24 protein-coding genes and 1 pseudogene are annotated in these 23,726 nt (G+C 53.8%); 19 read left to right on the top strand and 6 right to left on the bottom strand.

Annotated features, from left to right (window positions below; genetic code table 11):
• Positions 1-417: 417 nt before the first annotated feature.
• From NFS22_RS03865 to NFS22_RS03875, 3 genes are read right to left on the bottom strand one after another with little or no spacing between them, the layout of a single operon-like run.
• Positions 418-4,014: a sce7726 family protein gene (locus tag NFS22_RS03865; protein ID WP_251316457.1), complete on the bottom strand. Its 3,597-nt coding sequence runs from the start codon at positions 4,012-4,014 to the stop codon at positions 418-420.
• A gap of 28 nt (positions 4,015-4,042) precedes the next feature.
• Positions 4,043-5,596, bottom strand: a complete 1,554-nt coding sequence (locus NFS22_RS03870) for a PHP domain-containing protein (RefSeq protein WP_251316458.1) — start codon at positions 5,594-5,596, stop codon at positions 4,043-4,045.
• Positions 5,597-5,651: 55 nt separating this feature from the next.
• Complete coding sequence (locus tag NFS22_RS03875; protein WP_251316459.1) at positions 5,652-6,365, bottom strand: metallophosphoesterase; 714 nt, start codon at positions 6,363-6,365, stop codon at positions 5,652-5,654.
• Between the two features lie 136 nt (positions 6,366-6,501).
• Here NFS22_RS03875 and NFS22_RS03880 point away from each other — a divergent pair, with 136 nt between their 5' ends.
• The 6 genes and pseudogenes from NFS22_RS03880 to NFS22_RS03905 all read left to right on the top strand — a co-directional run bounded on the left by NFS22_RS03880 (position 6,502) and on the right by NFS22_RS03905 (position 10,833).
• Positions 6,502-7,503 (top strand): helix-turn-helix transcriptional regulator, encoded by a 1,002-nt coding sequence (locus tag NFS22_RS03880; protein ID WP_251316460.1) that lies wholly within the window; start codon positions 6,502-6,504, stop codon positions 7,501-7,503.
• Positions 7,504-7,535: 32 nt separating this feature from the next.
• On the top strand, positions 7,536-8,168 hold the full coding sequence (locus NFS22_RS03885; RefSeq protein ID WP_251316461.1) for a hypothetical protein: 633 nt from the start codon (positions 7,536-7,538) through the stop codon (positions 8,166-8,168).
• 295 nt (positions 8,169-8,463) lie between these two features.
• Positions 8,464-9,465 carry a reverse transcriptase family protein gene (locus NFS22_RS03890; RefSeq protein ID WP_277614740.1) on the top strand — a complete coding sequence of 334 codons (1,002 nt, stop codon included), beginning with the start codon at positions 8,464-8,466 and terminating at the stop codon, positions 9,463-9,465.
• 142 nt (positions 9,466-9,607) lie between these two features.
• Positions 9,608-9,955, top strand: a pseudogene (locus tag NFS22_RS03895) (DUF4368 domain-containing protein); the annotation flags it as partial.
• A 281-nt stretch (positions 9,956-10,236) separates the two neighbouring features.
• Positions 10,237-10,449 (top strand): helix-turn-helix domain-containing protein, encoded by a 213-nt coding sequence (locus tag NFS22_RS03900; protein ID WP_160572611.1) that lies wholly within the window; start codon positions 10,237-10,239, stop codon positions 10,447-10,449.
• Between the two features lie 18 nt (positions 10,450-10,467).
• Positions 10,468-10,833 carry a TnpV protein gene (locus NFS22_RS03905; protein ID WP_251316463.1) on the top strand — a complete coding sequence of 122 codons (366 nt, stop codon included), beginning with the start codon at positions 10,468-10,470 and terminating at the stop codon, positions 10,831-10,833.
• 50 nt (positions 10,834-10,883) lie between these two features.
• On the opposite strand, the gene NFS22_RS03910 is transcribed toward NFS22_RS03905, so the two are convergent.
• Both NFS22_RS03910 and NFS22_RS03915 read right to left on the bottom strand, forming a co-directional pair.
• On the bottom strand, positions 10,884-12,251 hold the full coding sequence (locus NFS22_RS03910; protein WP_251316464.1) for a sensor histidine kinase: 1,368 nt from the start codon (positions 12,249-12,251) through the stop codon (positions 10,884-10,886).
• A 3-nt stretch (positions 12,252-12,254) separates the two neighbouring features.
• Entirely contained in the window at positions 12,255-12,956 is a 702-nt protein-coding gene (locus NFS22_RS03915) for a response regulator transcription factor (RefSeq protein WP_251316465.1), read from the bottom strand.
• 144 nt (positions 12,957-13,100) lie between these two features.
• Between NFS22_RS03915 and NFS22_RS03920 the strand changes: the two genes are divergently transcribed.
• The 12 genes from NFS22_RS03920 to NFS22_RS03975 all read left to right on the top strand — a co-directional run bounded on the left by NFS22_RS03920 (position 13,101) and on the right by NFS22_RS03975 (position 20,645).
• Complete coding sequence (locus NFS22_RS03920) at positions 13,101-13,865, top strand: ABC transporter ATP-binding protein (protein WP_251316466.1); 765 nt, start codon at positions 13,101-13,103, stop codon at positions 13,863-13,865.
• Positions 13,862-14,587, top strand: coding sequence for an ABC transporter permease (locus tag NFS22_RS03925; protein WP_251316467.1), 726 nt, complete (start codon positions 13,862-13,864; stop codon positions 14,585-14,587). Before NFS22_RS03920 ends, NFS22_RS03925 begins: the two co-directional genes overlap by 4 nt.
• Positions 14,588-14,599: 12 nt before the next feature.
• Positions 14,600-15,364, top strand: coding sequence for an ABC transporter permease (locus tag NFS22_RS03930; RefSeq protein WP_251316468.1), 765 nt, complete (start codon positions 14,600-14,602; stop codon positions 15,362-15,364).
• A gap of 4 nt (positions 15,365-15,368) precedes the next feature.
• A complete protein-coding gene (locus NFS22_RS03935) occupies positions 15,369-15,668 on the top strand; it encodes a hypothetical protein (RefSeq protein WP_251316469.1) in 300 nt (99 codons plus the stop codon).
• Positions 15,669-15,678: 10 nt separating this feature from the next.
• Positions 15,679-16,035, top strand: a complete 357-nt coding sequence (locus NFS22_RS03940) for a GntR family transcriptional regulator (protein ID WP_251316470.1) — start codon at positions 15,679-15,681, stop codon at positions 16,033-16,035.
• A gap of 434 nt (positions 16,036-16,469) precedes the next feature.
• Positions 16,470-16,673: a hypothetical protein gene (locus tag NFS22_RS03945; protein ID WP_251316471.1), complete on the top strand. Its 204-nt coding sequence runs from the start codon at positions 16,470-16,472 to the stop codon at positions 16,671-16,673.
• A gap of 265 nt (positions 16,674-16,938) precedes the next feature.
• Positions 16,939-18,567, top strand: coding sequence for a C40 family peptidase (locus NFS22_RS03950; RefSeq protein WP_478292994.1), 1,629 nt, complete (start codon positions 16,939-16,941; stop codon positions 18,565-18,567).
• Positions 18,568-18,579: 12 nt separating this feature from the next.
• Positions 18,580-18,831: a DUF4315 family protein gene (locus NFS22_RS03955; RefSeq protein WP_251316472.1), complete on the top strand. Its 252-nt coding sequence runs from the start codon at positions 18,580-18,582 to the stop codon at positions 18,829-18,831.
• Positions 18,828-19,475 (top strand): DUF4366 domain-containing protein, encoded by a 648-nt coding sequence (locus NFS22_RS03960; protein WP_251316473.1) that lies wholly within the window; start codon positions 18,828-18,830, stop codon positions 19,473-19,475. Before NFS22_RS03955 ends, NFS22_RS03960 begins: the two co-directional genes overlap by 4 nt.
• Positions 19,472-19,828, top strand: a complete 357-nt coding sequence (locus tag NFS22_RS03965; RefSeq protein WP_251316474.1) for a cysteine-rich VLP domain-containing protein — start codon at positions 19,472-19,474, stop codon at positions 19,826-19,828. The genes NFS22_RS03960 and NFS22_RS03965 overlap by 4 nt, the downstream gene beginning before the upstream one ends.
• A 138-nt stretch (positions 19,829-19,966) precedes the next feature.
• On the top strand, positions 19,967-20,296 hold the full coding sequence (locus NFS22_RS03970) for a hypothetical protein (RefSeq protein ID WP_251316475.1): 330 nt from the start codon (positions 19,967-19,969) through the stop codon (positions 20,294-20,296).
• Between the two features lies 1 nt (position 20,297).
• Positions 20,298-20,645, top strand: coding sequence for a plasmid mobilization protein (locus tag NFS22_RS03975; RefSeq protein ID WP_251316476.1), 348 nt, complete (start codon positions 20,298-20,300; stop codon positions 20,643-20,645).
• Between the two features lie 144 nt (positions 20,646-20,789).
• On the opposite strand, the gene NFS22_RS03980 is transcribed toward NFS22_RS03975, so the two are convergent.
• The gene (locus tag NFS22_RS03980) at positions 20,790-22,130 is read right to left on the bottom strand and encodes a HEPN domain-containing protein (RefSeq protein ID WP_251316477.1); all 1,341 of its coding nucleotides are present in this window, start codon (positions 22,128-22,130) and stop codon (positions 20,790-20,792) included.
• Between the two features lie 161 nt (positions 22,131-22,291).
• On the opposite strand from NFS22_RS03980, the gene NFS22_RS03985 reads away from it, so the two are divergent.
• Positions 22,292-23,644, top strand: coding sequence for a relaxase/mobilization nuclease domain-containing protein (locus NFS22_RS03985; RefSeq protein ID WP_251316622.1), 1,353 nt, complete (start codon positions 22,292-22,294; stop codon positions 23,642-23,644).
• The last annotated feature ends 82 nt before the right edge of the window (positions 23,645-23,726 follow it).

A 23,726-nucleotide genomic window follows, 5' to 3' on the forward strand; every position in this document is an offset into this window, starting at 1 on the left:
ACCCTTGATTTTGTCCGTCATGCTTTGACAGCCTTATACTGTAAATAACTTGAGGACAGGTTCGTCTTTCTAACCAACCGCACAAAATTCTATGGTTTGCAGTTCGGCAGACCGACAGGCACCGACAATTACGATACTATCATAGTCACTGTGAAACGGCAAAAATTCTGCTGATTTTTTAAGGTCAACTCCCTATTCTTGCCACCATCAGTGCATACTGGCCGTGACCATATTTTGCCCATGAAGAACTGCTCCGCCTGCTGCGAACCGAATACGGCCTGCGGTGTGAACGGCGGCCCGATATGCATCCCTATCCCTTCGTCCCCATACTGATATGAGCAATGACCACGCGACTGATTTTGAGCCATTCCCCATTTTGAAAAATTGAACTTTTCACCAGAGTCGCATTACAACAGTTCAGGTGATTTTGGAGCGTATTTTTATGATCTCTTCCTCCAAAGACCTCATCTGATCTAAATAGGGGTTTGTTTCCCGGCTCAGTTCCTTCAAACGCTCGATTTCCCTCAGACATTCGTCCCGCTGTTCTCCGATGCGCTTGGGAAGTTCGTGAAACCATTTCAAAAAATTCAACACACGGCGTGCGTTCCCGGTAGTGGATGGTCCCATGTCGATGGGATAGTCCGCCCCATTGCGGGACAGAACAATATAGGGCTTTTTGGCGTTCTGCTGCTCGACTCCCGGGATTGCAATTCCGAACCCCAAGACCGACAGTTCCGGGGGAGAAGCTGTTCTGCCCAAAATCACATCCTCAGTCAGTACCCCCTTCACATTTTGGTAAGCGGTCTGAAAGTCGTCCTCAGAAATGCCGCCCACATAGCTGATATTCCGTTCGGTAGCCGCAAGCCTCTCTTTGAGAATGGTCAGCTGTTTCTCCTGCTCAGTGATAGTTTGTCGATGGGCTTCCTGTGTGTGAACATAGTTGTTGGAGAGCAGCCGCAAGCGGCGCAGTTCATTTTCTTTCTCAGCCAGCACCTTCATCAGCGGCTGGGAGATGGCCAGGGCCTTGACCTGCGCGTAGGTCAATACATTTTCCTCCAGGTCGGAGGCGGAACGCTGGTATTCCGAGCCGCTCAAAAATTGGGAAATAAACCGCTGTTTGGTCTCCAGCAGCTGCCAGGAGTAGGAATCGAAGCTTCCCTCGGCGATATAGCGGAAAATCTTGATTTCCTGGTACTGGTTTCCTCTCCTGAGGATGCGGCCCTCCCGCTGTACCATGTCGGAGGGCCGCCAGGGTACGTCCAGGTGATGGATGGCCTTGAGCCGGGTCTGCACGTTGGCGCCGATGCCCAGCTTGAAGGTGGAACCCAGCAGGACGCGTACCGCGCCGCGGTTCACCTCTTCAAAGAGCCGCACCTTTTCTGCCTCGGAGCGGCAGCTGTGAATGAAGGCAATTTCTTTGGATGGAACGCCTTGCCTCATCAATTCCTGTTTCAGTTCGTCGTATATATTGAACTTCTCTGTCTTAGGCGTGGAGTAGTCGCAAAATATGATCTGGCTGCACCCGTCGTGCTCCTTGTAAGTCTCCACAACCTGCTGAACGCAGCGCCAGACCTTGGAGCTCTCTCGAGCGGGCTGATTCTGTCTCACCAGACGCAGGTCCAGCGCCGCCTTTCTGCCGTCGGTACTCACTTTAAGCATATTGTCTACAGTCCTGTCCACCTTCCGCGCGCGTATTTTTTCCGAACGCTGGCACAACTGGTCCATGTAGCTCTGCAGCGCTGAATTGCGGGACAGGATCACATCGCTGTAGCGCTCCAACCGAGGAACCCCTTCCTTGTCGTCCACCGCATGAAAGGCGGCAATCTGGGAAAACAGCCTGGAAAGCTCCGGCAGATTGAAAAACCGCGCGAACCGCAGGACAAATCGATATTTGGACGTATCCACATCAATCGCGCATACCCGCTCAGGCTTGGCAAAGGATTTCACCCAGTTGTCAAAGCGGTCCAGGTGCGTTTCCTTCATCTTGTCATATTGCAGGTACATCTGCATGGCATAAGTGTCTGAGATCGAATTGCACAGCGGCGTGCCGGTAGCAAAGACTACGCCCCGGCCCTGATTGCTCTCCTGGACGTACCGCGCCTTGTGGAGCATTTCCAGGCACTTTTGGGAGCCGGTGATATTGATGCCGGAAATTTTCCTTAGATTGCTCCGCAGGGGGATATTCTTGAAGTTGTGGGCCTCATCCACAAACAGCGTGTTGATCTCCAGCTGGTCAAAGGTGAGGGGGACGGTCTCTGTATAGCCCTCCAGCGTGCTGATCAGGTCGAAAATCTGCTTTTTGATATAGACCTTCTCTCGTTCCAGCGCCCTACCGATCCCCGGTGAATAACGTATCTCTCGCAATGAAGCGTCCAACTCCCCCAGCTTCCACTCCAGTTGTTCCATCAGACACTCCTCCGACAGCGGGATCATCTCAAAGCAGCTGTACGCCATGATGATGCCGTCATAATCCCCGCGCTGGATCTGCCCCAGCACCTTCTGCCGGAGCTGAGGCCGAAAGGCCGCGGGGTCCACCGACAGCACCTTGGCCGCAGGATACATCTGCTTGAAGATCAGCTCCCACTGGCCCACGATATGGTTGGGCACCACAAACAGGTTTTTCCGAGACTTCCCCTCCTGGCGCATTTTCATAGCGGCAGCGATCATAATGTAGGTCTTCCCCGCCCCCACGTCAAAAGCCAGCAGCGTGTTTTTTTCCGAGATCACCCGCATGACGGCGTCCTTTTGGTAGTCAAACAGCGTGACATCCGGGCTCATTTCCGGGAAGTTCAGTTCCCGGCCGCTGTATTCTTTGGCCCGGCAGCCCTGAAAGAGCTTGTTGTATGCCTCCTCGATTTCCCAGCGGCGGTCCTCGTCCTGCCAGACCCACTCCTTGAACAGCTTTTCGATGGCCTCCTGCTTTTCCAGCGCCGCCACCGTCTTCTCCTCCGTCTCCCGCCGGATCTCCCGGAGATTCAGCGCGGCTTCCAGAATATACAGCGCATTGTAGTCCGGCAGGCCATAGGTGCTCCTGACCCGCGTCTTGTCCGCGTTCCGGTATGTACACTGCTTGTCCTCCACATGCCAGTATCCGGTCAGGGGCTCGTAGCTGACATACTTGCGGGCCGAGTCATCCTTGCCCGCAAACGCCTCATTTCCCGTGCGGAGAAAATAAGTGAAGTCGTTGATGATCCCTTCCCTGACCCAAGGCACGCCCAGCGAGACCTCAATCTCCGTATAGGGGATGTCGTGGGGCGTCCGCGGAGCCGCCTGCGCCTGCACGAGGCAACGTTCCTCCTTCTCCTTGCTTCTTTGCAGCTCCTTTGCCTGGGCATACAGCGCGATCCACTGGTCCAGGGTCATCTGTCCGAAATTCTGTTCGGACAGGGCATCCACGATCTCCGCCGCTGGCAGGCCGTTCACCGTGATGGGACTGCCCCCGGTCCCCTTCGCTCCGCCGAAATGGAGCGAATAGTCTTTCGCGTCAAACTGCGCATAGTCCCGGCACATCAGCTCATAGGCCACATGCCGCTTAATCTCCGCATGGTCCACGAGCTGTACGATCTGGTCGATGATGTACTGCTTGCTTTTATAAGTGTACAGCGGGAGGCCGGTTTTGATCAGCAGGTTGGTCAGCTCCAGCTTCCAGAGGGCGCCCAGCTGGCTGGCGCAGTCCGGGTTCCCAGCGTGGGCGGGGCGGTTGACAATGACATGGTCGCTTTGAATGGTGATGATCCCCCAGTTGCTGGGCACCTTCCGCTCCGCCGATTGGAGGTGGCGGCCGCCGACGACGATATAGCATTGCTCAAAAAAGCGGTCGTAGGCCTTTATTTGACGACCCAGCCGTTGGTAATTGTCCAAATCGCTTTTGATCTCGTAGCCCGTCAGGCAGTCTGTCACCGACATCAGGTCGCACACCGCGTCGCCGATGCTTTTTTCCTGATAGATCCGGATCTCACGGTTGGTTGCCCTCAGATAGGCAATCAGGATATTCTTGATTTCTTGAGCGTTCATACCGGCCTCCCCCACAATGGTTCCTTCATCAATCTGTAAATCTCAGCTGCTCCAGTAGATCCTCCCGGCCGGTATCGCAGACTCGGGCTCTGTGCGGGCGCAAAAATACCCGAAACAGGTTGAGAAAATCCTCAGCACGCCCATAAGGGATCCGATATCCGCTGCCAGCCTTTGACAAGGGCATCCAGTTTCGCAGCTCTGCGGCATCGGGGACGAAAATCCTTCTGTAAGAGCGGGAAGGTTTTTGATCCCATCCGCCCCGGTTCTCACAGGATACCGCCATGCCCTTGGGGAATATTTGAGAGAAGATCGTAATGACATCTTTCCAGCATTCCTTCCAGCATACTTCTGGAACACTCAAGATGAGTTCCAACGGCGCACCAACCCCCTCATCCCAATCCAGGATTGCCGTGTGTACAGTTCCTGTTGTCACGCCCAGCAGGTATGGGGCATGTGTATATGCGTGAAAAAAGGAACAGTTGTGGGCGATGGTTTGAATTGAATACCCTTTCCCCTGAAGCCCCTGTACCAAACGGCGGCTAATCAGGAAGGCCGAGCAGAGTAATTCATTGTTTTGCAGCATAGCGAGCTCATACTCGATCTGCTCCCGCGCTGTCTCAGGAATGGCACCGCCATACCGCGTTTGGAGCTGCTCACGGCAGAGCTCGGATACGGTCAGAAACGCGTTGGGCAGGATGGGCTGAAGACACCGTATATCCTCTGGGAAAATCCGGACCTCGCTGCATCGGTTCGCCAGACAGTTGGGCGCATGGATCACGATTTTTTCCGCCAGTTCTTTTCCCAGGAAAGAGAAGGCGTCCAGCATCTCCCCTATATAGAGAAGATCTGGCAGGGGCGCATCTAAATCCCCCTCCTCATCCTTTTGAATGCCATAAGCAATGCTGCTCCTGAACATCCCCCAATCCTGATCTGCCGTGCGCACATTTCCTGCTGCGGCCACCGGCCTGCCTGACCGTTTGCCGATGGCAATGGTTTTGAGGATCAAGTCTTTCGTTCCAAGGGCTTCGCGGCCCGGAGCGTGTTCCCGTGTGGACAGCAGTCCGTAATGCTGCGGCGGCAGAACCGACAGATAATCGTAGAACCCGGCGATTTCCTCCAAACAGGCGTCATCCAGATTGTTCAGGATCCCACGATAGACTTCTCCCTCCTCCCCGGGACAGCCCACCAGCAGCCCGGTCCGATGCTCACTGACTTCCGCTTTGCGCAGAAATGGCCGCTCCTCCCGTCCCTGCCAGGCAATTTCCAACAGCCGGTAAAGCTGCGCCAAACCCTCTTGACGCCGCACCAGAAGATGAACAGGGCACCCGTCCTCCAGCACAGTCTCCAGGCCGTAAAGCATTTTGAAGTCAAGCTCTCCCGGCCCCGCTTCCCTACGCAATTTCTCTACAGCCTGTGCCGCCTCCTTAAAACCCTCTACACCTTGAAAATCCGTAATCGCAATTGCCCGGACGCCGGCTCCACGGGCAATGTCAATCCACTCCCGGGGAGAGAGGAGGCCGTCCATTTTGCCAAAGCATGTGCGGCAGCTCAACTCAGCTCTTTCCACAGGTTTCATGCGCATAAAATTTCTTCTGAAATATGCGCGGCAAATCGACAGAACCCCTTTCATTCGTTTCTTACACATAGAATTCCTCCATGGTATCCAAGCACAAACACCCAAGCCGTCCGCCAGAATAGACACAGCCGCAGTCGAGCCCGATCATTGTGCCGCGATGGAAAATCCGATCAGGCTGTTCCGGCTCCCCAATCTGTCTGTGGAGCAGACGTGTGGGAGTGTGTCCAAAAACCAGGGTTTTGTCGGGAAAATAAGTGGTGTCCAGGTCCGGACGGCAAAACAGGAAGTCTTCCAGGTCATACTCCTCCAGGGGGCGGGCAGGGGAAAAGTGCTCCAGCCCGGCGTGAACCAGGACAAATTGCCGTCCCTGTACCATGATTTCCTTATAGGCGGACAGTTTCGGCATATACTTGCACACGGTCTCCGTTTCTTCCCCGCTGAGTTGGAGGAATTGCAGAATCGACGGCTTTCCTCCATTTTGAATCCATTTCTGCATCTGTTCCTGTTCCGTTTTGCTCAATGGCTGTTCCTCTCCCTGCCGCATAGTACGCAAAAGCGAGGGCAGCGCCGCGGCAGCCAACAGCTCATGGTTCCCCAGAAGCCCGACTACGTTGGGCCGCGCCGCCATATCCAGCAAGATTTTGAACCCGTCCGGTCCCCGGTCCAGTACATCCCCCAGCACATAGAGGGTGTCGTCTGCCGCGAACTTGATGGTTTCCAGCATATCCCGGTATTTTTCATAACAGCCGTGAATATCTGACATGGCATAAATCATTGCGTTTCCTCCCGTTCTTCTTTGATGGATTTGCCGCAAGTTTAGCACACCCCCCTGTACCAAAACAAGTACAGGGGGGTGGTTGCAATCTGCGCCGCAGAATGATACAATGGCTTATAAAAAAGAAGGTGCCGCTGTGTCCGTAAACATTCTTCCCTTCCGAGTATATCAGATCCTTTTAGCGCATACAGATGGGGACCACGCCCTGCCTATGGGGGGGCTGCTCCGCCTGCTGCGGACAGAATACGGCCTGCGCTGTGACCGGCGGGCGGTGTACGCCGCCCTGGACAAGCTGCGAGCCGTGGGCTGCCACATCCCGGAGTATCAGGATGATGGCGAGGGCTACCGGCTGCTGTCCCGCCTCCTGGAGCCGTCGGAGGTCCGGCTGCTGTCGGATGCCGTATCCGCCTTTCCCGGCATCTCCCAGCGCCAGTGTGAGCGGCTTCTGGAAAAGCTGGGACGGGGCCTGAGCCGCTGGCAGCGGGAGCAGTGCCGTCCGCTTGTCACTCGAACGCCCTGGCGAGGCGCAAACCAGGAAACGTTCCTGTCCATTGAGGTACTTGAGGAAGCCGTTTCCCGCCGCTGTCAGGTGGAGTTTCAGTATATGGAATACGGCATGGACAAGCGACTTCACCCCCGCCGGGAGCGCCCCTACCGGGTGTCGCCCTACGGCCTGTGCTTCGCCAACGGGAACTACTACCTGATTTGCCGCTACCAGGGAGCGGAGGACATCAGCCACTACCGGGTGGATCGGATCCAGTCGCCGGTTCTGTTAGAGGATCAGCCCATTGAGCCTCTAACAACCGGGTTGGATTTGGCGCGCTATGTCCGGGAGCGGGTGTACCCGTTTCCCGGCGAGACCGTCCGGGCGGTACTGCGCTGTGAGGAGGACTTGCTCGGCGATGTGCTGGACCGCTTCGGCATGGAGACCCAGCTCCGGGACAACGGAGACGGTACATTTGATGCCACGGTCTTCACCGGGGCCGCAGGGCTGAAATTCTGGGCGCTGCAATATGTGACGGTATGCCAGGTGCTGGAACCGCTTGGGCTGCGGCGGGAGATTGGCGAAATTCTGCGGAATGGATGGGAGAGGTATGAAACGATGTCAGAAACTGTTACTGATGTTAGGATAAAATAAAAGAATACAAGATATAATTGGAGGTTCTCAATATGTATCACGGCGTATATGAGGGAGCTGCCGCAGATGCGCAGGAGAAAAAAATCTTGATCCTGGGGGAGTCCCACCATGATCTGGACTCGTCCATAACTACCCAGGAGGTCGTGGAGGACTATTTGTCTCCAGAGAATACCACAAAGCAGAGTCTCCAATTCTTCCACAAGATTGCGCTGGCTTTTGGTGTTGATACCGGGAAGGTCGAGGAAAAGGCGCAGCTCTGGGACAAGGTCTTTTTTGGAAATTATATTAATAAGTCCCTGGATGGCCCCAGTGGGGAGGGGGATGAAACCGCCCAAACGCTGATTGCCGCTAACAAGGATCGTTACAATCAAGATTTGGTGGACTTCATCAAGGCCCATGCGATTGAAACCGTGTTCTGTTTCAGCAATAGGGTATTTGACGCTCTGCCAAACGAGGAAGGCCATGGGTCTTGGACCTTGTTCCAGGATGTGAAGTGCGGCAAAGCTGATTTATGGTTTGGCCGCGGCTATGGGCCGGATTCTCCATTTTGTCGGGAACTCAAAGTTTACGGAGTCCCTCATCCACGGTATTGGAATTGCGCAGGCATAAAGCCGGAAGAACTCGCACAATACATAAGGCCCATTTTTGAAGACTGCTGCGGATAATCTGGCAGGGAAGGAGTTTACAGCGGGGCGGCAGACCAATTGGAAAACCCAAGGCGTCCGCGAGTCGCGGTCGTTTGTTCAGCATTCAGCGTAAAAGCGCAGCTTTTGCGTCAGGCTGTGCCTGCCGCAACGAAGCTTTGCTTCTATGTTCTTTTGTGCCGCCCCGCTGTGCTCATATATGAAAATACAGGGAGATACCATATTTCTGCATCCGTGGGACATGGAAATTATTGTGCAGTATGGCGGCCTAAAGGGGTTCCTGGATGCGGAAAAATCCCATAGGGAACAGACAGCTATGCCGCTTCTGCCGTCCGTTCATCAGGCCGTTGATGTGCTGTGTTCAGAAAATGAAGAACAGGTTTCCTATCTTCGCCACAATTTGAGGCTGCAATTCCTGTATAAGCTGTCTAATTCCTCCACCTTTTGCTACCGTACGGCTGTTATTTCAAAGCGTGACAAAACCAGCCGGATTCTGCACATTCCAGAATATAATCTAATGAGGATTCAGAAGCGCATTTTATCGGAGATTCTCTCTTACGCAAAGCTTCCCGCCTGTGCTACGGCCTATCAGGCGGGGGCAAATCCGAGAGCGGGGACCGCTCCCCATGTGGGGAAGCCTGTGCTTCTGAAAATGGATATTTCCAATTTCTTTGACAGCATAACCTTTCAAATGGTGCTTTCCCGCGCCTTTCCGTCCCAATATTTCCCCAAGCCGGTGGGCGTGCTGCTGGCGAAGCTGTGCTGCTATTGCGACCGCCTGCCCCAAGGCGCGCCCACTTCTCCGGCCCTGTCCAACATTGTCATGGCACCCTTTGACGAGTATATGTCTTCCTACTGCGAAAAACGAGGGATCGCGTATACCCGCTACTGCGATGACATGAGCTTTTCGGGGGACTTCAAGCCGGGACCGTTGATCGAAAAGGTCAGGCGCTTTTTGAATGCCATGGGGTTTGCTGTAAATGAGAAAAAGACGAAGGTGCTCCGGCAGGGGCAGCGGCAGACTGTAACCGGTATTGTTGTCGATCAGAAACAGCAGACGCCGGCCTCTTACCGCCGCCAAATCCGGCAGGAAATGTATTATTGTAAAAAATACGGGGTACGTTCCCACATTATCCGGACAGGGCAGGCGGAGTACATTGCTGACAGTTCAAAATCGCGCGACGGGAAATGGGTCTTTCAGCGGCGGTTTGTGCAGCATCTGCTTGGGAAGATCACTTACGCGCTCTATATAAACCCGGAAGATGCCAAGCTGCACGCTTACCGGGAGGACTGTATGCGCTGGCTGGACCGTTCGTAAGGTGACTCATTTGAGAAAGAAAAAGAATCTGATGGTGTTTGGAGCCTCCGGTGTGGTTGGTGTTATTTCCCATTATATATTCTGAAGCAGTTCATCTGCCCATATAGCGGCAGACGAACTGCTTTTTGAAATTAACCCTTGACAAAAGTTCTCTGAGGACAGCGTGACCGGGCGCATATCGGACGAGCGTTTCACGGAGCTTTCGGCAGACTACGAAGCCGAGCAAAAGGAACTGAAAGAACGTGCCGCTGTTCTGCAGGGCGAGCTTTCACGGACGCTGGAAGCCATGGCAAACGCTGAAAAGTTTATGAAAGTGGTACGCAAGTACACCAGCTTTGAGGAACTCACCCCCACCCTGTTGCGGGAGTTTGTGGAGAAAATCGTAATCCACGAATCGGAAGCCCTTGACGGGAAACGCCGGGGGAAGCTCCGCAGACAGGAAATCGAAATCTATTACTCTTTTGTCGGCAAGGTAGAATTGCCCGACTAAAGCCCGACCCGTCCGGCAGTCAGCCGGACAGGGAACGGCAAAATTTTTTACACTTCTTTTACTTCTTTGTCTCACATGAGCAAAGTCGCAGGGCATCAAGCACTTGACCCCCAAATTGATGTAAAGAAAAACGAGAACAAATGCGTTGTGTATGCCGCAGTTTTTGGAGAAGAATTGCAAGACTGCATTGTGTTTTCTCAACAGAGGCGGTATAATGGTTGATAGACCATAGTGCCAGGGCCGCTACTGCTGACCCTGGCTCTGGAAAGGTGAGAATGACTATGAAAATCAGCTATAAGCCGCTGTGGAAAACACTGATCGACAAGAATCTGACCAAGAAAGATTTACGGCTACAAGCGCATTTGACAACAAATCACATTGCCAATATGGGCAAGGGAGAACATATCTCCATGCAGACCCTTATCAAGATTTGCGAAACTCTGAACTGTGACATTGCCGATGTGATTGCGCTGGTGCCGGACGACGACCCGTAAGGGAGAAAGGGTATCACAATGGAAAACGGATTGACCTATATTCGAGTTGGAGACTACTACATCCCCAATCTGGCATTAGACCCCGAACTGGAGGAACCAGCCAGGGACATTGGCAAATATGGCCGCATGAGATTGACCTATTTGAAGCAGCACCAGCGCAAGCTGTACCGGGAACTGGTATCCACTGGCAAACTCCAGACACACCTGCTGGAGATTAACGACACCGCCAATGACTGGCTGAACAGGATGATGCCGCAGATGGCAAAGGCGGCGGGAGCTACCGAGGAGCTGAAAGCCCGCGATCAGATGGCGTGGGTCGGACTGATGAATAGCTGCGAGGCGCGGGTAGAGGAAATTATTTTTTCGGATTTGATATACTGCTGATTGCTAATAGGCCAGATGGACATATACCCCATCTGGCCTATTATAAATTATCATGGCAATTCGTTCGCAAGGGTTAAGATAGTGATAACGCCTTGATTTAGACTGTTTTTTATCTCCACCGTACCATTGTGTGCCTCTACGATCTGCCTTACCAGCAGTAGTCCCAGCCCATGGCGCAAGTCCAGCCGTTCATCGGTGCTTTCCATATAGTGCGGTTTTTCTTCCAGTTCCCGCAATTTTTCAGCGGATATACCTACGCCATTGTCCGCAACCGTGATAAAAACGTTTTCCGATGAACAATCAAGGGACAGGAAAATATCACACCCCTGCGGATTGTGGTTGATGCTGTTCTGCACCAAGTTATTGATAGCCCTTGAAATCAATCGGGCATCACATTCTTCAACTACGAGTTCCGCTTCGGGAGAAATTTCAACCTCGACGGAATGTTTCTCACCGATACCCGCGTTGAGCAAATCCGCCGCATAGGAGCGCAGTAATTTGGACAGGCGTACCGGCTCTTTATGGAGCGGCTGCATTTCATATTCTAACTGCGATACCAAATTCAGGTCCTGCACCAAGTCTTTGATTTTTGCGCTCTGCGCCCGGATAATCTCTGCCTCCTGCTGAATATTTCCGTTGGCCCCGTGATCTCCGGCAATCCGCTGGGCATACCCCATAATCATAGAAAGTGGTGTGCGGATGTCGTGAGAAACGCCGCTAATCCAGTTGGCGCGGGCCTGGTTTTGTCTGCTCAACACCTGGGACGCCTGACTGACGCTGTCCGCAATTTCCGATAACTCGCCTCGAATGGACAAATCAACAGGTTTTCCCGTGGACAGTGTTTTGATAGAAGCCATAATCGGCTCCGTATTTTTGGAGATTTTTCTTTTAGAGAGATAGTAGACCAAAAACAGAAGCACTATGTCTATTGCCAAAATGCCGGTTATAAAAAGCGGGAAAATCCTAATCGCCCGTATTGGGAAATAGTTTCCTGTCAGCTTCATAAAGCTGTCTTTTGGGTAGCCCAACACCAACAGACCATTATCTGTGTTCCGTACAAAAACAGGGTAGTCTTGCAGATAGCCTTTCGAGAACACGGCCACATCCTGAATGGTGTACTGTGTCGGTATTTCCTCCGGTAAAGATGCCTCCCAAATACAGTGTCCGCTTGCATCTAATAGCATAGCCCAAATCTGATTACGGTTTAACTCTTGCAGCCTTTCTTCCGATACGCCGGATGCTGACAGATCAGCGGCCACGGCCTCTAACATATTTGCCGGTGATACCGAACCGTATTCCCTGAATACGATACCCCCGAATGTCAAGGCAAACGCAAGAATATTGATAAGCAGGAGAACCAGCGCAAAGGCAAAAAAGGAAAGAAGATATTTTGAGATATATTTTCCAAATGCTTTCATCGGTTATTTCCTCGCCAGCAGCTTATAGCCCAGCCCTTTGACTGTCAGCAGGGAAACAGGCTTTGACGGGTCAGCCTCAATCTTCTCCCGGACGCGCCGCACATGGGCGTTCAAGCTGTTTTCATAGCCAAAAGGATTGTCGCCCCATAGGGCCTCACAAAGCGTATCCACTGTCACAATACGGCCCTCATTCTTCGCAAGAGTTTCCAGCAGCCTATGCTCCATCGCTGTCAAGGGAAGTATCTCACCGCCCTTATCCACTTCGGCCCGGCTGAAATCCACCGTACAGCTATCCAGTTTCAAAACCGCTGCGTCCCCTTTGTAACACCGGCGCAGAACGGCGTAAACCCGCAGTAGAAATTCCTGGGGCAGAAAGGGTTTTGCGATATAATCGTCCGCTCCAAGGCCCAGCCCCGCCAGCTTGTCTGCCGCTTCGTCACGGGCCGTCAGAAAAATCACGGGAATATCCGTCCATGCGCGTATCTGCTCCATCAGGGAAAAGCCGTCACCGTCCGGGAGCATCACATCCAAAATCGCCAGATCAGGCTTTTCCACTTTAGCGGCAGCAATTCCCTCTTTCATATTGGCGGCGGTCACAAGGCGCTGAAAGCCCTCGTCCGTTAAAATAGCTGATACCATTTTCAAAAGCTCCGGCTCGTCATCGACCAGCAGGAGTTTTTTGCTGTGTAAAAATGAATTGTCCATCGTGACACCTCCTGTCCGCCCCCATTATAACATACTCATTCAACTTTATGGATAGCCCTTTGAAAAAGTAAGGTAAAAGTAAGGACGAGAGAATGTAGAAGTCAGGTTGATGCTGTACCATAGGGGCAGAAAGGAGATGTGTCTATGGACTATATCATCGCCACAGAGCAGTTGACGAAGAAATACAAAAATTTTACCTCCGTCAACAATGTTTCTCTCCATGTCCGCAGGGGCAGTATTTACGGCTTTCTCGGCCCCAATGGAGCAGGCAAATCCACCACCATGAAGATGCTCCTGGGGCTGACCGCCCCCACAAAGGGCCGGTTCATTATTGACGGGAAGCAGTTTCCCAACGACCGGCTGAAAATCCTGCGGGAGATCGGCTCTTTCATTGAGGCCCCCTCGTTCTATGCCAACCTGACGGGCCGGGAAAATCTGGATGTGATACGCCGGATTTTGGGCCTGCGGAAAAACACTGTGGAGGATGCCTTGGAGCTGGTAGGGCTGTCCGAATTTGGAGATCGCCTCGCAAAGAAGTATTCCCTTGGCATGAAACAGCGGCTTGGCCTTGCCGGGGCGCTGCTGGGCCGTCCGCCTATCCTCATTCTGGACGAACCGACCAACGGCCTTGACCCCTCCGGCATCCATGAAATTCGCAATCTGGTAAAATCCCTGCCTGATCTGTACGACTGCACCATCCTCATTTCCTCTCATATGCTGTCGGAAATTGAGCTGATGGCGGACGACATCGGCATCCTCAATCATGGGCGGCTGCTGTTTGAGGGCAGCTTGGATGATCTGCGGCACAGCGCAAGGCAGGCGGGAATGTCCGCCGATAACCTGGAAGATGTGTTCCTCTCCATCGTGGAGCAGGACAACGCCGCAAGAAAGCAGAGGGCAAAGCTATGAGGGCGCTTGTGATCGAACTGCGGAAAGAGAAGCGGACAGGGGTGATCCCGGTGCTGCTGGCTGTCGGTATTTTAGGCGCGGCCTATGCCTTTGTCAACTTCCTTGTCCGAAAAGATGCGCTGCTCAATCTTCCGCTGGCCCCGATGGACGTACTGCTGACCCAGCTTTACGGCATGATTATGATACTGAACCTGTTCGGTATCGTTGTCGCCTCCTGCATGGTCTACAACATGGAGTTTAAGGGCAGCGCAATCAAAAAGATGTATATGCTTCCCATGAGCGTACCGGGGATGTATCTTTGCAAATTCCTGATCTTGACCGTCATGCTCTTTGTGGCGGTAGCTCTGGAAAAACTGGCGCTAATGAAAATCGGAATGAGCGATCTGCCGCAGGGGACATTTGAAATGGGAACGCTGTTCCGCTTTACGGCCTATTCATTCATCACGTCCATGCCGGTGCTGTCCTTTATGGTGCTGATTTCCTCCCGCTTTGAAAATATGTGGGTTCCCCTTGGTGTAGGAGTTGCCGGTTTTTTAAGCGGGATGGCCCTGGCATCGTCAGCCGCAGCGGTCTTGATGGTGCATCCGTTCATTGTGATGTTCAAGCCTGCGGTGGCTATGAGCGCACAGCCCGATATGCTGGTGGTGCTGTTTGCTCTGGTCGAAACGCTCCTTTTCCTTGGCATTGGGCTGTGGATGGCAAAAAATCTACGCTATGAGTAAAGGAGGAGCCGCATGAACTTTTTGGATTTGCTCGGCATTGAGTTTATGAAAGTGAAACGCTCAAAGATCGTTCCGCTGATTTTTATTGCCCCGCTGCTGGTAGTGGCCTCCGGGGTGGCGGCGTTAAGCCGGTATTTCACGCCGGAGTACACCAACGCATGGCCCGCTATGTTCATTCAAAGCGCCCTGGTCTACGCCTACTATCTGCTGCCGTTCAGCATGATCGTGGTATGCGTGATGATTGCGGGGAGGGAAACACAGAACAATGGTATCCTGAAAATGCTGGCCCTGCCGGTGAGCCGGAAAGCCCTTTCCCTGGCAAAATTTTGTGTCCTGATGTTCTATCTATTTATGGAAATGGTTGTCTTTCTGGCGGTGTTCGTAGTTGCCGGTATGCTGGCTACTTCGACAATGGGTATTACGGAAACATTGCCTGTTCTCTATCTTCTGAAATGGTGCGTGGGGCTTTTTTTGACAATGCTCCCATGCTTGGCGGCGATGTGGGCTATCACGGTATTATTTGAAAAGCCTTTGCTTTCCGTGGGGCTAAACCTGCTGCTGGTTATCCCCGGTATTCTGGTTGCCAACACGCCGCTCTGGATTGCTTATCCCTACTGTTACAGCGGCTACCTGGTGTCCTGTTCTCTGCACGATTTTACGGCGGAAACCTCTGATGCCGCATTTGCGTTGATGCCGTTCCTGCCCTGTGCAATCACTGTATTCGCTGTGCTGCTTGCCCTGTCGGTAAAACAATTTGGAAAAAAGGAAATGAGGTAATCATATGGAAATCACAAAAAAACTTCAAAAGCTCAGTTTGACGGCGCTTATTGTCAGTCTGCTGCCGCTGGCAACACTTGTCCCGGTGTTTCTGAAAATCACTTTGCCGGATGGTGTTCGCATGATTTGGGCGATCTGCAACATCGTCCTTGCGCTGGCGGGTCTCCTGCTCTCCGTGATCTGCGTAAAGAGCGAGGAAAGCCGGAGCATTGTCAATATCATGTCCACGTTAGTCAGTGTGGCGCTGGTGCTGATGATGCTGGGAATTGTCGCCCTTGCCCTGGTTCTCAATTTCTTACAGTAATACCATTTTCATGAACACACCTATATACCCACACATCAAAGAGAGCCTCAAAACAGCAATTCTGACCGGGCGCATTATGCCCGGTCAGAGATTACCATCTACGCGAAAGCTGGCAGAGCAATTCCAGACAACCCCTAACACAGTACAACGTGCAACGACCGAACTGTGCAAAACCGGGTTAGTTACACGTCAGCTTGGTCAGCCTATGATTGTAATCTCAAATGTAGAACAAATCGAAGCAAGCAGGCAGAAAAAAGCGATTATCGTGATACAAGAGTGCATCAGAACATTAAAAAATCTAAATTACCAGGAGGAAGAAATTATAAATTTGATTTCATTATCAGTAGATCAAGAATTAACGGGATAATACGCAAAACAACAAATTACGGTTGCACCAATTATTGAGGAGTTCTATTCAGGAAATCTAAACAGGGAATTATATCTGCCGCACGACGGCAAAAGAAAAAAAGCCGTCGTGCAGGAGACGTATTGTCATGCACATAGGTGGCGGCTTTGAGAGATCAGAGCCGCCATTTTTATGACTATCTGGCGGCACATAGGGGGATGCCGCTGTGCAATTACAGATAAATGGGTACTTATCAAAAAAAGCCTACTCCACGCAGCGGTGGTTATTGCCCGCGATTGCGAAAATAGTCGTTTCCTGTCGGCTCATAATGTTATTCCTAGCGCCCGAATAGTTTCGCACTATCCGGGCGCTTTTGTATTTCCACGACACCGGCCCCGCTGCCGCTCCCCGCCCCCTCCGTTCAGACCCCAAAAATCTGAACGGAGGAAAACACGATGGAGATCACCATCAAAATCAACGGGCGCATGGTGTCTGTTGAGGTCAGCGCCGATGTTGCTGGTTATCTGGAACAAGCCAAGCGGAGCAATCGGAAGCTCTACCGGGAGCGTCAGCGGTATTGGGACGGGCGCGAATATGACGAGTACATAATTGCCACGGAGGGCCGCTTGCCCTACCGGCCAGCAGGAAACGCTGGATGAAATTCTGGCGGTGTTGGCGCTCTGCACCGATACCCAGCGGGAACGGTTTTTGTAGACCGTTTCCCCAAGGACACCGAGCTTTATACCCTGCTCACTACCAAGCCGGAGGACAAGGCCAATGAGCGAAAGAACGAGTAACCCCGCCGGGGCCGCTTCTGGAACGGGAACCCCGCGCAAGCCCAGCAAAGCGGGTTGCGCGGGGAGAGGAGGAGCAAGGGAGCGAACGGAGTTTTCGCCGCAAGGTGGAAACGGAGTAGAGCGGACTTTGCGACGACGAGGCCAGAAGCAGGAAAAATCCAAATTCCGCATGGAGAGCCAGCAGGAGCGTACCGCCAAGGCCAAGCTCCAGATGGAGAAGCGGTGGGACAAGCTGGAAACGGCCCGGAACCGTCTGGCGAACCAGAAGCCCCCCAAGAAGCGCGGCCCCCTCCGGCGGGTGGGCGGGGCCGCCGGGCATGGGGTACACGGCTTTGTGCATGGCAAGCTCTACGAGGTGGAGCATGAGAATGTGGGAACCGAGGGCGCTCACCGCTCCGAGCTGGCGGGCGAGGTGGTAGGTGGGAAAATGGTGCGCTTTGCCAGAAAGCGCATCCGAACCCGCCCGGCCAGGGCCGCCGCCCGCGCCGAGTCCCAATATATCAAGGCACAAGCGGACTATCAGGCCCGAAAGCTGGCCCAGGAACAGCCGGAGGCGTTCAAGAGCGCCGCCGCCCGGCTGTGGCACAGGGAGAAGCTGAAACGGCAGTATCGGAAACAGGCGCGGGAGGCCGCCAAGCAGGGGGCCAGGGCCGCCGAAAAAACCGCCGTCACTTCGGAGAAGCTGGCGGAAAAGGCGGTGGGCGCGGTGCGGCGGCATCCTGTGGGAGCGCTGCTGCTGGCGGCCTGTGTTCTGCTCCTGGTGGTGATGCAGTCGTGTATGTCCTCCCTGGTATCGGTGGGGAATGGGACGGTGGGGGCGGTGGCCGCCAGCACCTACCCCGCCCTGGATGGGGATATGCTGGGGGCCGAGGCCGCCTACTGCGCGTTGGAGGCGGAGCTTCAAAACTACCTGGACACCTACACCAGCACCCACAGCTACGATGAATACCACTTCAATTTGGATGACATCGAGCATGACCCCTATGTGCTGATCTCTATTCTCTCCGCGCTCCATGAGGGGGAATGGACGCTGGCCCAGGTAGAGGGGACGCTCCAGACCCTTTTTGACCGCCAGTATATCCTGACGGAAAATGTTGTGGTGGAGGTGCGCTATCGGACGGAAACCCGGACGGCCCCGGACGGCGGCTCCTACACGGTGCAAGTCCCCTACAATTACTATATCTGCACCGTGACCCTGGAAAACTTCAACCTTTCCCATCTGCCTATTCACATCATGGGCGAGGGCCAGCTCTCCCGGTACGCCCTGTTCATGGCGACCCTGGGGAACCGTCCAGACCTGTTCCCCGGCTCCGGCTATATCGGGAAATATGTCACCAACGGCCCCACCCTCCATGACGTGCCGGAGGCGTACCTGTCCGATCCCACCTTTGCCGCCCTGCTCACCGAGGCGGAAAAGTACATCGGTTATCCCTATGTGTGGGGCGGCCACAGCCCCAGCACGTCCTTTGACTGCTCCGGCTACCTGTCCTATGTGCTGAACCAGTGCGGCTGGGACATCGGGCGGCTGGGGGCGCAGGGGCTTTACAACTACTGCACCAGAACCAGCTCCCCACGGCCCGGCGACCTGGTATTTTTCAAAAACACCTACGCCGCCCCCGACCCCAACGGCGTGACCCACTGTGGCCTGTATGTGGGGGATGGCTGGATGCTCCACTGTGGCGATCCCATCGGATATGCTAACCTGAACAGCAGCTATTGGCAGTCCCACTTCTACGCCTACGGGCGTTTACCATGATTGGAGGTATCTATGGCGACAACGAAAAGCGCGAAAATTTGGGCTGAGATGGAAAAGGTCAAGGCCAAGATCAGCGACCAGCAGACCCGGCTGAAAGAGCTGGAGCAGAAGCACAAGGAGGCCGAAAACGAGGAAATCGTTGACATTGTGCGGGGTATGAGCATCCCCCTGGACGAGCTGCCCCTCCTGCTCCAGAAGCTCCGCGGCACTTCTGGCCAGGCTGGCCAGAAGTCCGCCCCGGCGGAAACGGGGGTGGCGGAATGAGAAAGCCCCGTTTTCTGGCGTCCCTGCTGTGCGCCGTCCTGATGGTGGGGGTACTCACCGTTCCGGCCTACGCCGGGGGCGGTGACGAGTCCGAGGATGGTGTGGGCGAGTACATCCCCTGGGAGGGGCTGGAACCCGCCGAGCCGCTCCCCACGGAGCCGAACCCGTTCACCCCGGACGGGACAGGGACGGTGGTGGACAACGCCACCGATCAGGACGGCAAGGAATTTTTCACCATTACTACGGCAGAGGAGGCAGTGTTCTATTTGGTGATTGACCGCCAGCGGGAGACGGAAAATGTGTACTTTCTGAACGCTGTGACTGTTGCCGACCTGATGGCCCTGGCGGAGTCCTCCGGGGAACCCGCCGCCCCGGAACCCACGCCAGAGCCTGACCCGGACCCCGATCCCACCCCGGAGTCGGAGCCTGTGCCGGAGAAAAAGGGCGGGGCGGGGCCGCTCCTGCTGGCCCTGGCCGTGGTGGTCATCGGCGGCGGGGCCGGGTGGTACTTCAAGATTTACCGCCCCAAGCTCCAGAAAGCGGCGGAGCCGGAGGAGGACTACGGCGGCGATCCCTATGACGGCCCGGAGGACTATGACGGCGAGGCCCCCTGGGATGAAGATGACGGGGAGCCGGAGGAATGAGCCGGGAACTGACCCGCGAGGAAAAGGCGGCCATCCGCGCCCTGGTGGTGAAGTGGTGCGCCAACTATGACCGGGAGTACGGATGCTTGCCTTTGGATTGCGAGTGCTATATGCTGGGGAAGTGCTGGACTTCAAGCTACTGCCGCTACTTCCGGGAGGCCGTCCTCCCCCTTGACCCAATGCTGGAGGCCGCCCTGTCCAGCCAGGGGCCAGCCCCGGAAACCCAGCCCTGCCCTGTCTGCGGGCGGCCCGCCCTCCTGGACGGGCGGCGGCGCTACTGCTCCGAGGCTTGCGCCCGCGCCGCGCTTCGGGAACAGAAGCGGGATTATATGCGAAAACGGCGGGGCTGGTGAGTGGAAAATTAGGCCCCAGGAAACCCGCCTGTATCAAGGCTTTGCCGGGGCCGTTTGGGGGCGGGGCGTATCATTTCACGTCCTGCCCCTGTTTCCGGCTGATACATTCCACATTTTACAGTTTGAGAGGAGGCTACTATGGACGAAAATCAAGGCTATGTCATCCGGCAGTCCATTTTGTTTGACAATGGGCGAGGGATTGCCCTGGGGGAGCATCCCAGGGAGGGCTTTGTGACGTGGCAATTCACCGAGGAGCAGGGCCGCCGGGACTACTACTGGGGCCATTACTACGATGACGGGGCCGCTGCGGAAAAGGACTACGCTGACCGCGCCGCCGACTACCAACGCCGCTTTCGGGTGCGGGCAGTCAAGCGGCCTATCGCCCAGCAGATGCGCGAGGCGGCGGAACAGGCTGGGGAGCGTCCGGCCCCGCCCAGGCGGGAGGCCCCTGACCGGGGCGACAGGTAGCATGGCCGGGAAGAAGCGCGTCCGGGATGTGCCGCTCTATGTATGGGTGCGGCCTGACGAGCTGGAGGCTATCCGGGGGCGCATGGAGGAGGCGGGCATCCGCAATATGAGCGCCTATGTCCGCAAAATGGCCCTCAACGGCTATATCCTCCATGTTGACCTTTCCCCCGTCCAGAAGCTGGTGTCTCTCCAGCGGCGGTGTGCAAATAATCTCAATCAGGTGGCGACCCATGCTAACAGCTACGGGGTGTACCAGGAAGAGATCAAATCTCTGCAAAAGGACTATGCCGATCTGTGGGGGCCGCTGTCCGACCTGCTCCAGAAGCTCTCCGAGGTGGTGCGCCTGTGACAAAAGGGAGCGGTCCCGCGCCGCTCCCTTTTGCTCCAGCTTCTGGTCAGTGTGGCCAGAAGTGAGAAGATTCCATGAAGAAAACACATACGTCTATAATTAAAATCTATAATTAAAAACTGTTCGCTGACTACAAGCCGTATTTTAGTATGGAAATTTTGATAACCTCTTTAGACAAGCCCGGATGTTGGTATCAGACATATTCGCCTTTTTTAATATTAACATATAGGTTATTGCACGAAGCAATTCAGTATCTTTGAACATTAAAGAGGTCAACTGATATGTGTGATTTCCATGATCCAAAGCATTTCTGGTATCTTTTATTCTTTTAGGCATTGTTCTATATTCGGGAGAAAAATCAAAGCAAATATCATCTTCACCATATATTCTAATAAATTCATCAAGGGCAATCTGTAACCTTTTTTGCAAGGTGTCATTGAAATTTTTTAGCCCATTTAATATTGCATCAAAATAAACAGCCTCCGTATCATCATACTCTGTTCGATGTGAGGCAAGGTGATTGACCATTTTCTTTTTTATGTCGCTCTGCGTTTTATCCTTAAATTTGGGTTCGAGAATATCAAATTGTGCCTCAAATGCCGCACAGATATTCATAATATCATAAGTACGAATTATAGCGTCATTTTCATTAAACAAAGATCGAAAATATATTTGATTTCCACTTATTTGATCAAAAATATTCCCTATACACTCCTTAATATCTTTATATTTCAGAACTCGTTCTCTATTGGAAATTGATACATTTTGTTCTGGGCGCATATAGAGCCAAGCGTTATATGGATTTTCAGAGGACATGAAATCAAGTGATACTTCATCCAAATTTATAGTCCGACTTTGAGAAATTAGCTGTAAGAACAGTTTTACAATATTTGCAATCTGCCAAACATCATTAACACCCTGTATATTGGCGTTGTCGATAAAAATAGCATTAAATACATGAAATGGAAAGGGCGCATCGTATTTATACTGACAATAGGTTGGGAAATGGATTTGATACTCTGTTCCGGATAAGGAGAACTTGTGAGTGTGACGATCTGTGCGCGTATCATATGTTCTTGCATCATCGCTCCAACTGCTGAACAAACTTACTATACGTTGTATGTATTCATTGTCACAATCAAAGAGAAAATCAATAACAGGGTGCTTAAACAATAAATTGTGACATGTAAACGGACTATTTCGCTCTGATTTTCTATCAAGATAAAACAATCTAACATATCCAGATATGGCGTAACCATATTCCCCTGGGGATAGATACATTGGGCGTTCAACGCGAAGATATAATTCATTTTGACTTAAATCCCAAATATGAATCCAGCCATCATTTATTATCTGATTACACTGTTCCCATCCTATATGTTGCCCAGGCCTATCACCTGCATGAATTGAAAGAACAAAATCAGAAAAAGTATATGAATATTTTGTCCCATCAATATCAACATAACCATTGAATATATATTTCATAAAAAACTCCATCCAACAAAACCATTTTGAATATTAGTTTATTACGAGAAGGGCTTTTCGTCAATAACATAATTGTAGGATTTGCAACGGGAGGTGAATTTACGGCCACAACCTACATCAAACCCCACAAACAGGCCGCCAAGCGGACGGCCATTCAAAGCCTGAAAGACCGCTTTGACTACGGCCTGAACCCGGAGAAGCTGGGGGCGGTGTCCTCCTACCTCTGCGACCCGGAAACCGCCCACGCTGAGTTTATGCTGGTAAAGGGCCAGTATCAGGCGGAAACGGGCCGGACGGCGGAGCAGGGGGCGCTGTGCTACCAGATCCGCCAAGCCTTTCCCCAGGGGGAAGTTACCCCGGAGGAGGCCAACAGGATCGGCTATGAAACGGCGATGCGGTGGACAAAGGGCAAGTATCAGTTTTTTGTCTGCACCCATACCGACAAAGGCCATATTCACAACCACATTTACTACAATTCCACGGCCTATGACCGCTCCAGGAAATTCCGAAACTTCATCGGCTCCAGCTTCGCCCTGCGGCGGCTGTCTGACCGGGTGTGCCTGGAACACGCGCTGTCCGTGGTAGAGCGGCCCAAGCTCCACAGCAAGGGCCGCTTTCTCCATTATGGACAGTGGCAGGGCGAGGCCCGGCCCCCGTCCCAAAAGGAACAGATACGCTGGGCCATAGACGAGGCCCTGTCCGACCGTCCCGCCGACTTCGCTGATTTCCTCCGGCGCATGGAGGCGGCGGGCTTTCGGGTGGTGCATGGACGGGGCGGGGTGATCTCGTTCCGCGCCCCCGGCCATGACCGGGCGGCCCGGCTCCGGGCATCCACCCTGGGGGCGGGCTATGGGCAGGAAGATATTCAAGCCGTGATTGACGGCAAGGCCCCCACGCGCCAGCCTAAACAGGCGCGGCCCCGGCCCAAGCCCCAGCGCGTCAATCTGCTGATTGACATTCAAGAGAAAATGCGCCAGGGCAAAGGCCCGGCCTATGAGCGGTGGGCCAAGGTCTACAACCTGAAACAGATGGCCGCCGCCCTCCAATTCCTCCAGGAGAACGGCCTGACCGACTATGACGCGCTGGCGGAGCAGACCACGGCGGCGGTGGATCGCTTTCATGCCCTGGCTGGGGAGATACAGTCCACCGAGGCCCGGCTCTCCCAAACCTCCGAGCTGATGGCCGCCGTGGTGAGCTACGCTAAGACCCGGCCCGTGTTCGATGGGTACAAGGCGGCCAAGTATTCAAAAAAGTATCTGGCCCAGCATGAGGCGGAGCTGGCCGACTACCGGGCGGCCAAGGCTGCGATCAATGACATTTTGGGCGGGGCCAAGCTCCCCAAAATGGACGCGCTCAAAAAGGAGCGCCGGGAACTGGCCGACAAGAAAAAGGCCCTCTATGCCGAGTATCGGGAGGCCCAGCGGCAGATGCGTGAGCTGGTGGCCGTCAAGGGCGGTGTGGATCATCTGCTCGGCCTGACGGACGGGCGGGAAAATAAGGCCCAGGAGCGGTGAGCGACAGGGCCGCAACAAGGGAGCTTCTGGCCACACTGGCCAGAAGCTCCAACGGGTTTGGGGGAACCCCAACAAGCATTTT

The sequence above is a fragment of the Flintibacter muris genome, from assembly GCF_943192995.1.
Taxonomy (GTDB): domain Bacteria; phylum Bacillota; class Clostridia; order Oscillospirales; family Oscillospiraceae; genus Lawsonibacter; species Lawsonibacter muris.

Excerpts from the sequence above, each read along its gene's own strand:
- NFS22_RS03965 (WP_251316474.1), top strand. The coding sequence starts at position 19,472 with ATGAGCCGGGAACTGACCCGCGAGGAAAAGGCGGCCATCCGCGCCCTG.
- NFS22_RS03890 (WP_277614740.1), top strand. The coding sequence starts at position 8,464 with ATGCCGCTTCTGCCGTCCGTTCATCAGGCCGTTGATGTGCTGTGTTCA.
- NFS22_RS03930 (WP_251316468.1), top strand. The coding sequence starts at position 14,600 with ATGAACTTTTTGGATTTGCTCGGCATTGAGTTTATGAAAGTGAAACGC.
- NFS22_RS03980 (WP_251316477.1), bottom strand. The coding sequence starts at position 22,130 with ATGAAATATATATTCAATGGTTATGTTGATATTGATGGGACAAAATAT.
- NFS22_RS03885 (WP_251316461.1), top strand. The coding sequence starts at position 7,536 with ATGTATCACGGCGTATATGAGGGAGCTGCCGCAGATGCGCAGGAGAAA.
- NFS22_RS03900 (WP_160572611.1), top strand. The coding sequence starts at position 10,237 with ATGAAAATCAGCTATAAGCCGCTGTGGAAAACACTGATCGACAAGAAT.
- NFS22_RS03925 (WP_251316467.1), top strand. The coding sequence starts at position 13,862 with ATGAGGGCGCTTGTGATCGAACTGCGGAAAGAGAAGCGGACAGGGGTG.
- NFS22_RS03960 (WP_251316473.1), top strand. The coding sequence starts at position 18,828 with ATGAGAAAGCCCCGTTTTCTGGCGTCCCTGCTGTGCGCCGTCCTGATG.
- NFS22_RS03970 (WP_251316475.1), top strand. The coding sequence starts at position 19,967 with ATGGACGAAAATCAAGGCTATGTCATCCGGCAGTCCATTTTGTTTGAC.
- NFS22_RS03875 (WP_251316459.1), bottom strand. The coding sequence starts at position 6,365 with ATGATTTATGCCATGTCAGATATTCACGGCTGTTATGAAAAATACCGG.
- NFS22_RS03975 (WP_251316476.1), top strand. The coding sequence starts at position 20,298 with ATGGCCGGGAAGAAGCGCGTCCGGGATGTGCCGCTCTATGTATGGGTG.
- NFS22_RS03870 (WP_251316458.1), bottom strand. The coding sequence starts at position 5,596 with ATGCGCATGAAACCTGTGGAAAGAGCTGAGTTGAGCTGCCGCACATGC.
- NFS22_RS03955 (WP_251316472.1), top strand. The coding sequence starts at position 18,580 with ATGGCGACAACGAAAAGCGCGAAAATTTGGGCTGAGATGGAAAAGGTC.
- NFS22_RS03910 (WP_251316464.1), bottom strand. The coding sequence starts at position 12,251 with ATGAAAGCATTTGGAAAATATATCTCAAAATATCTTCTTTCCTTTTTT.
- NFS22_RS03940 (WP_251316470.1), top strand. The coding sequence starts at position 15,679 with ATGAACACACCTATATACCCACACATCAAAGAGAGCCTCAAAACAGCA.
- NFS22_RS03945 (WP_251316471.1), top strand. The coding sequence starts at position 16,470 with ATGGAGATCACCATCAAAATCAACGGGCGCATGGTGTCTGTTGAGGTC.
- NFS22_RS03905 (WP_251316463.1), top strand. The coding sequence starts at position 10,468 with ATGGAAAACGGATTGACCTATATTCGAGTTGGAGACTACTACATCCCC.
- NFS22_RS03935 (WP_251316469.1), top strand. The coding sequence starts at position 15,369 with ATGGAAATCACAAAAAAACTTCAAAAGCTCAGTTTGACGGCGCTTATT.
- NFS22_RS03920 (WP_251316466.1), top strand. The coding sequence starts at position 13,101 with ATGGACTATATCATCGCCACAGAGCAGTTGACGAAGAAATACAAAAAT.
- NFS22_RS03915 (WP_251316465.1), bottom strand. The coding sequence starts at position 12,956 with ATGGACAATTCATTTTTACACAGCAAAAAACTCCTGCTGGTCGATGAC.
- NFS22_RS03865 (WP_251316457.1), bottom strand. The coding sequence starts at position 4,014 with ATGAACGCTCAAGAAATCAAGAATATCCTGATTGCCTATCTGAGGGCA.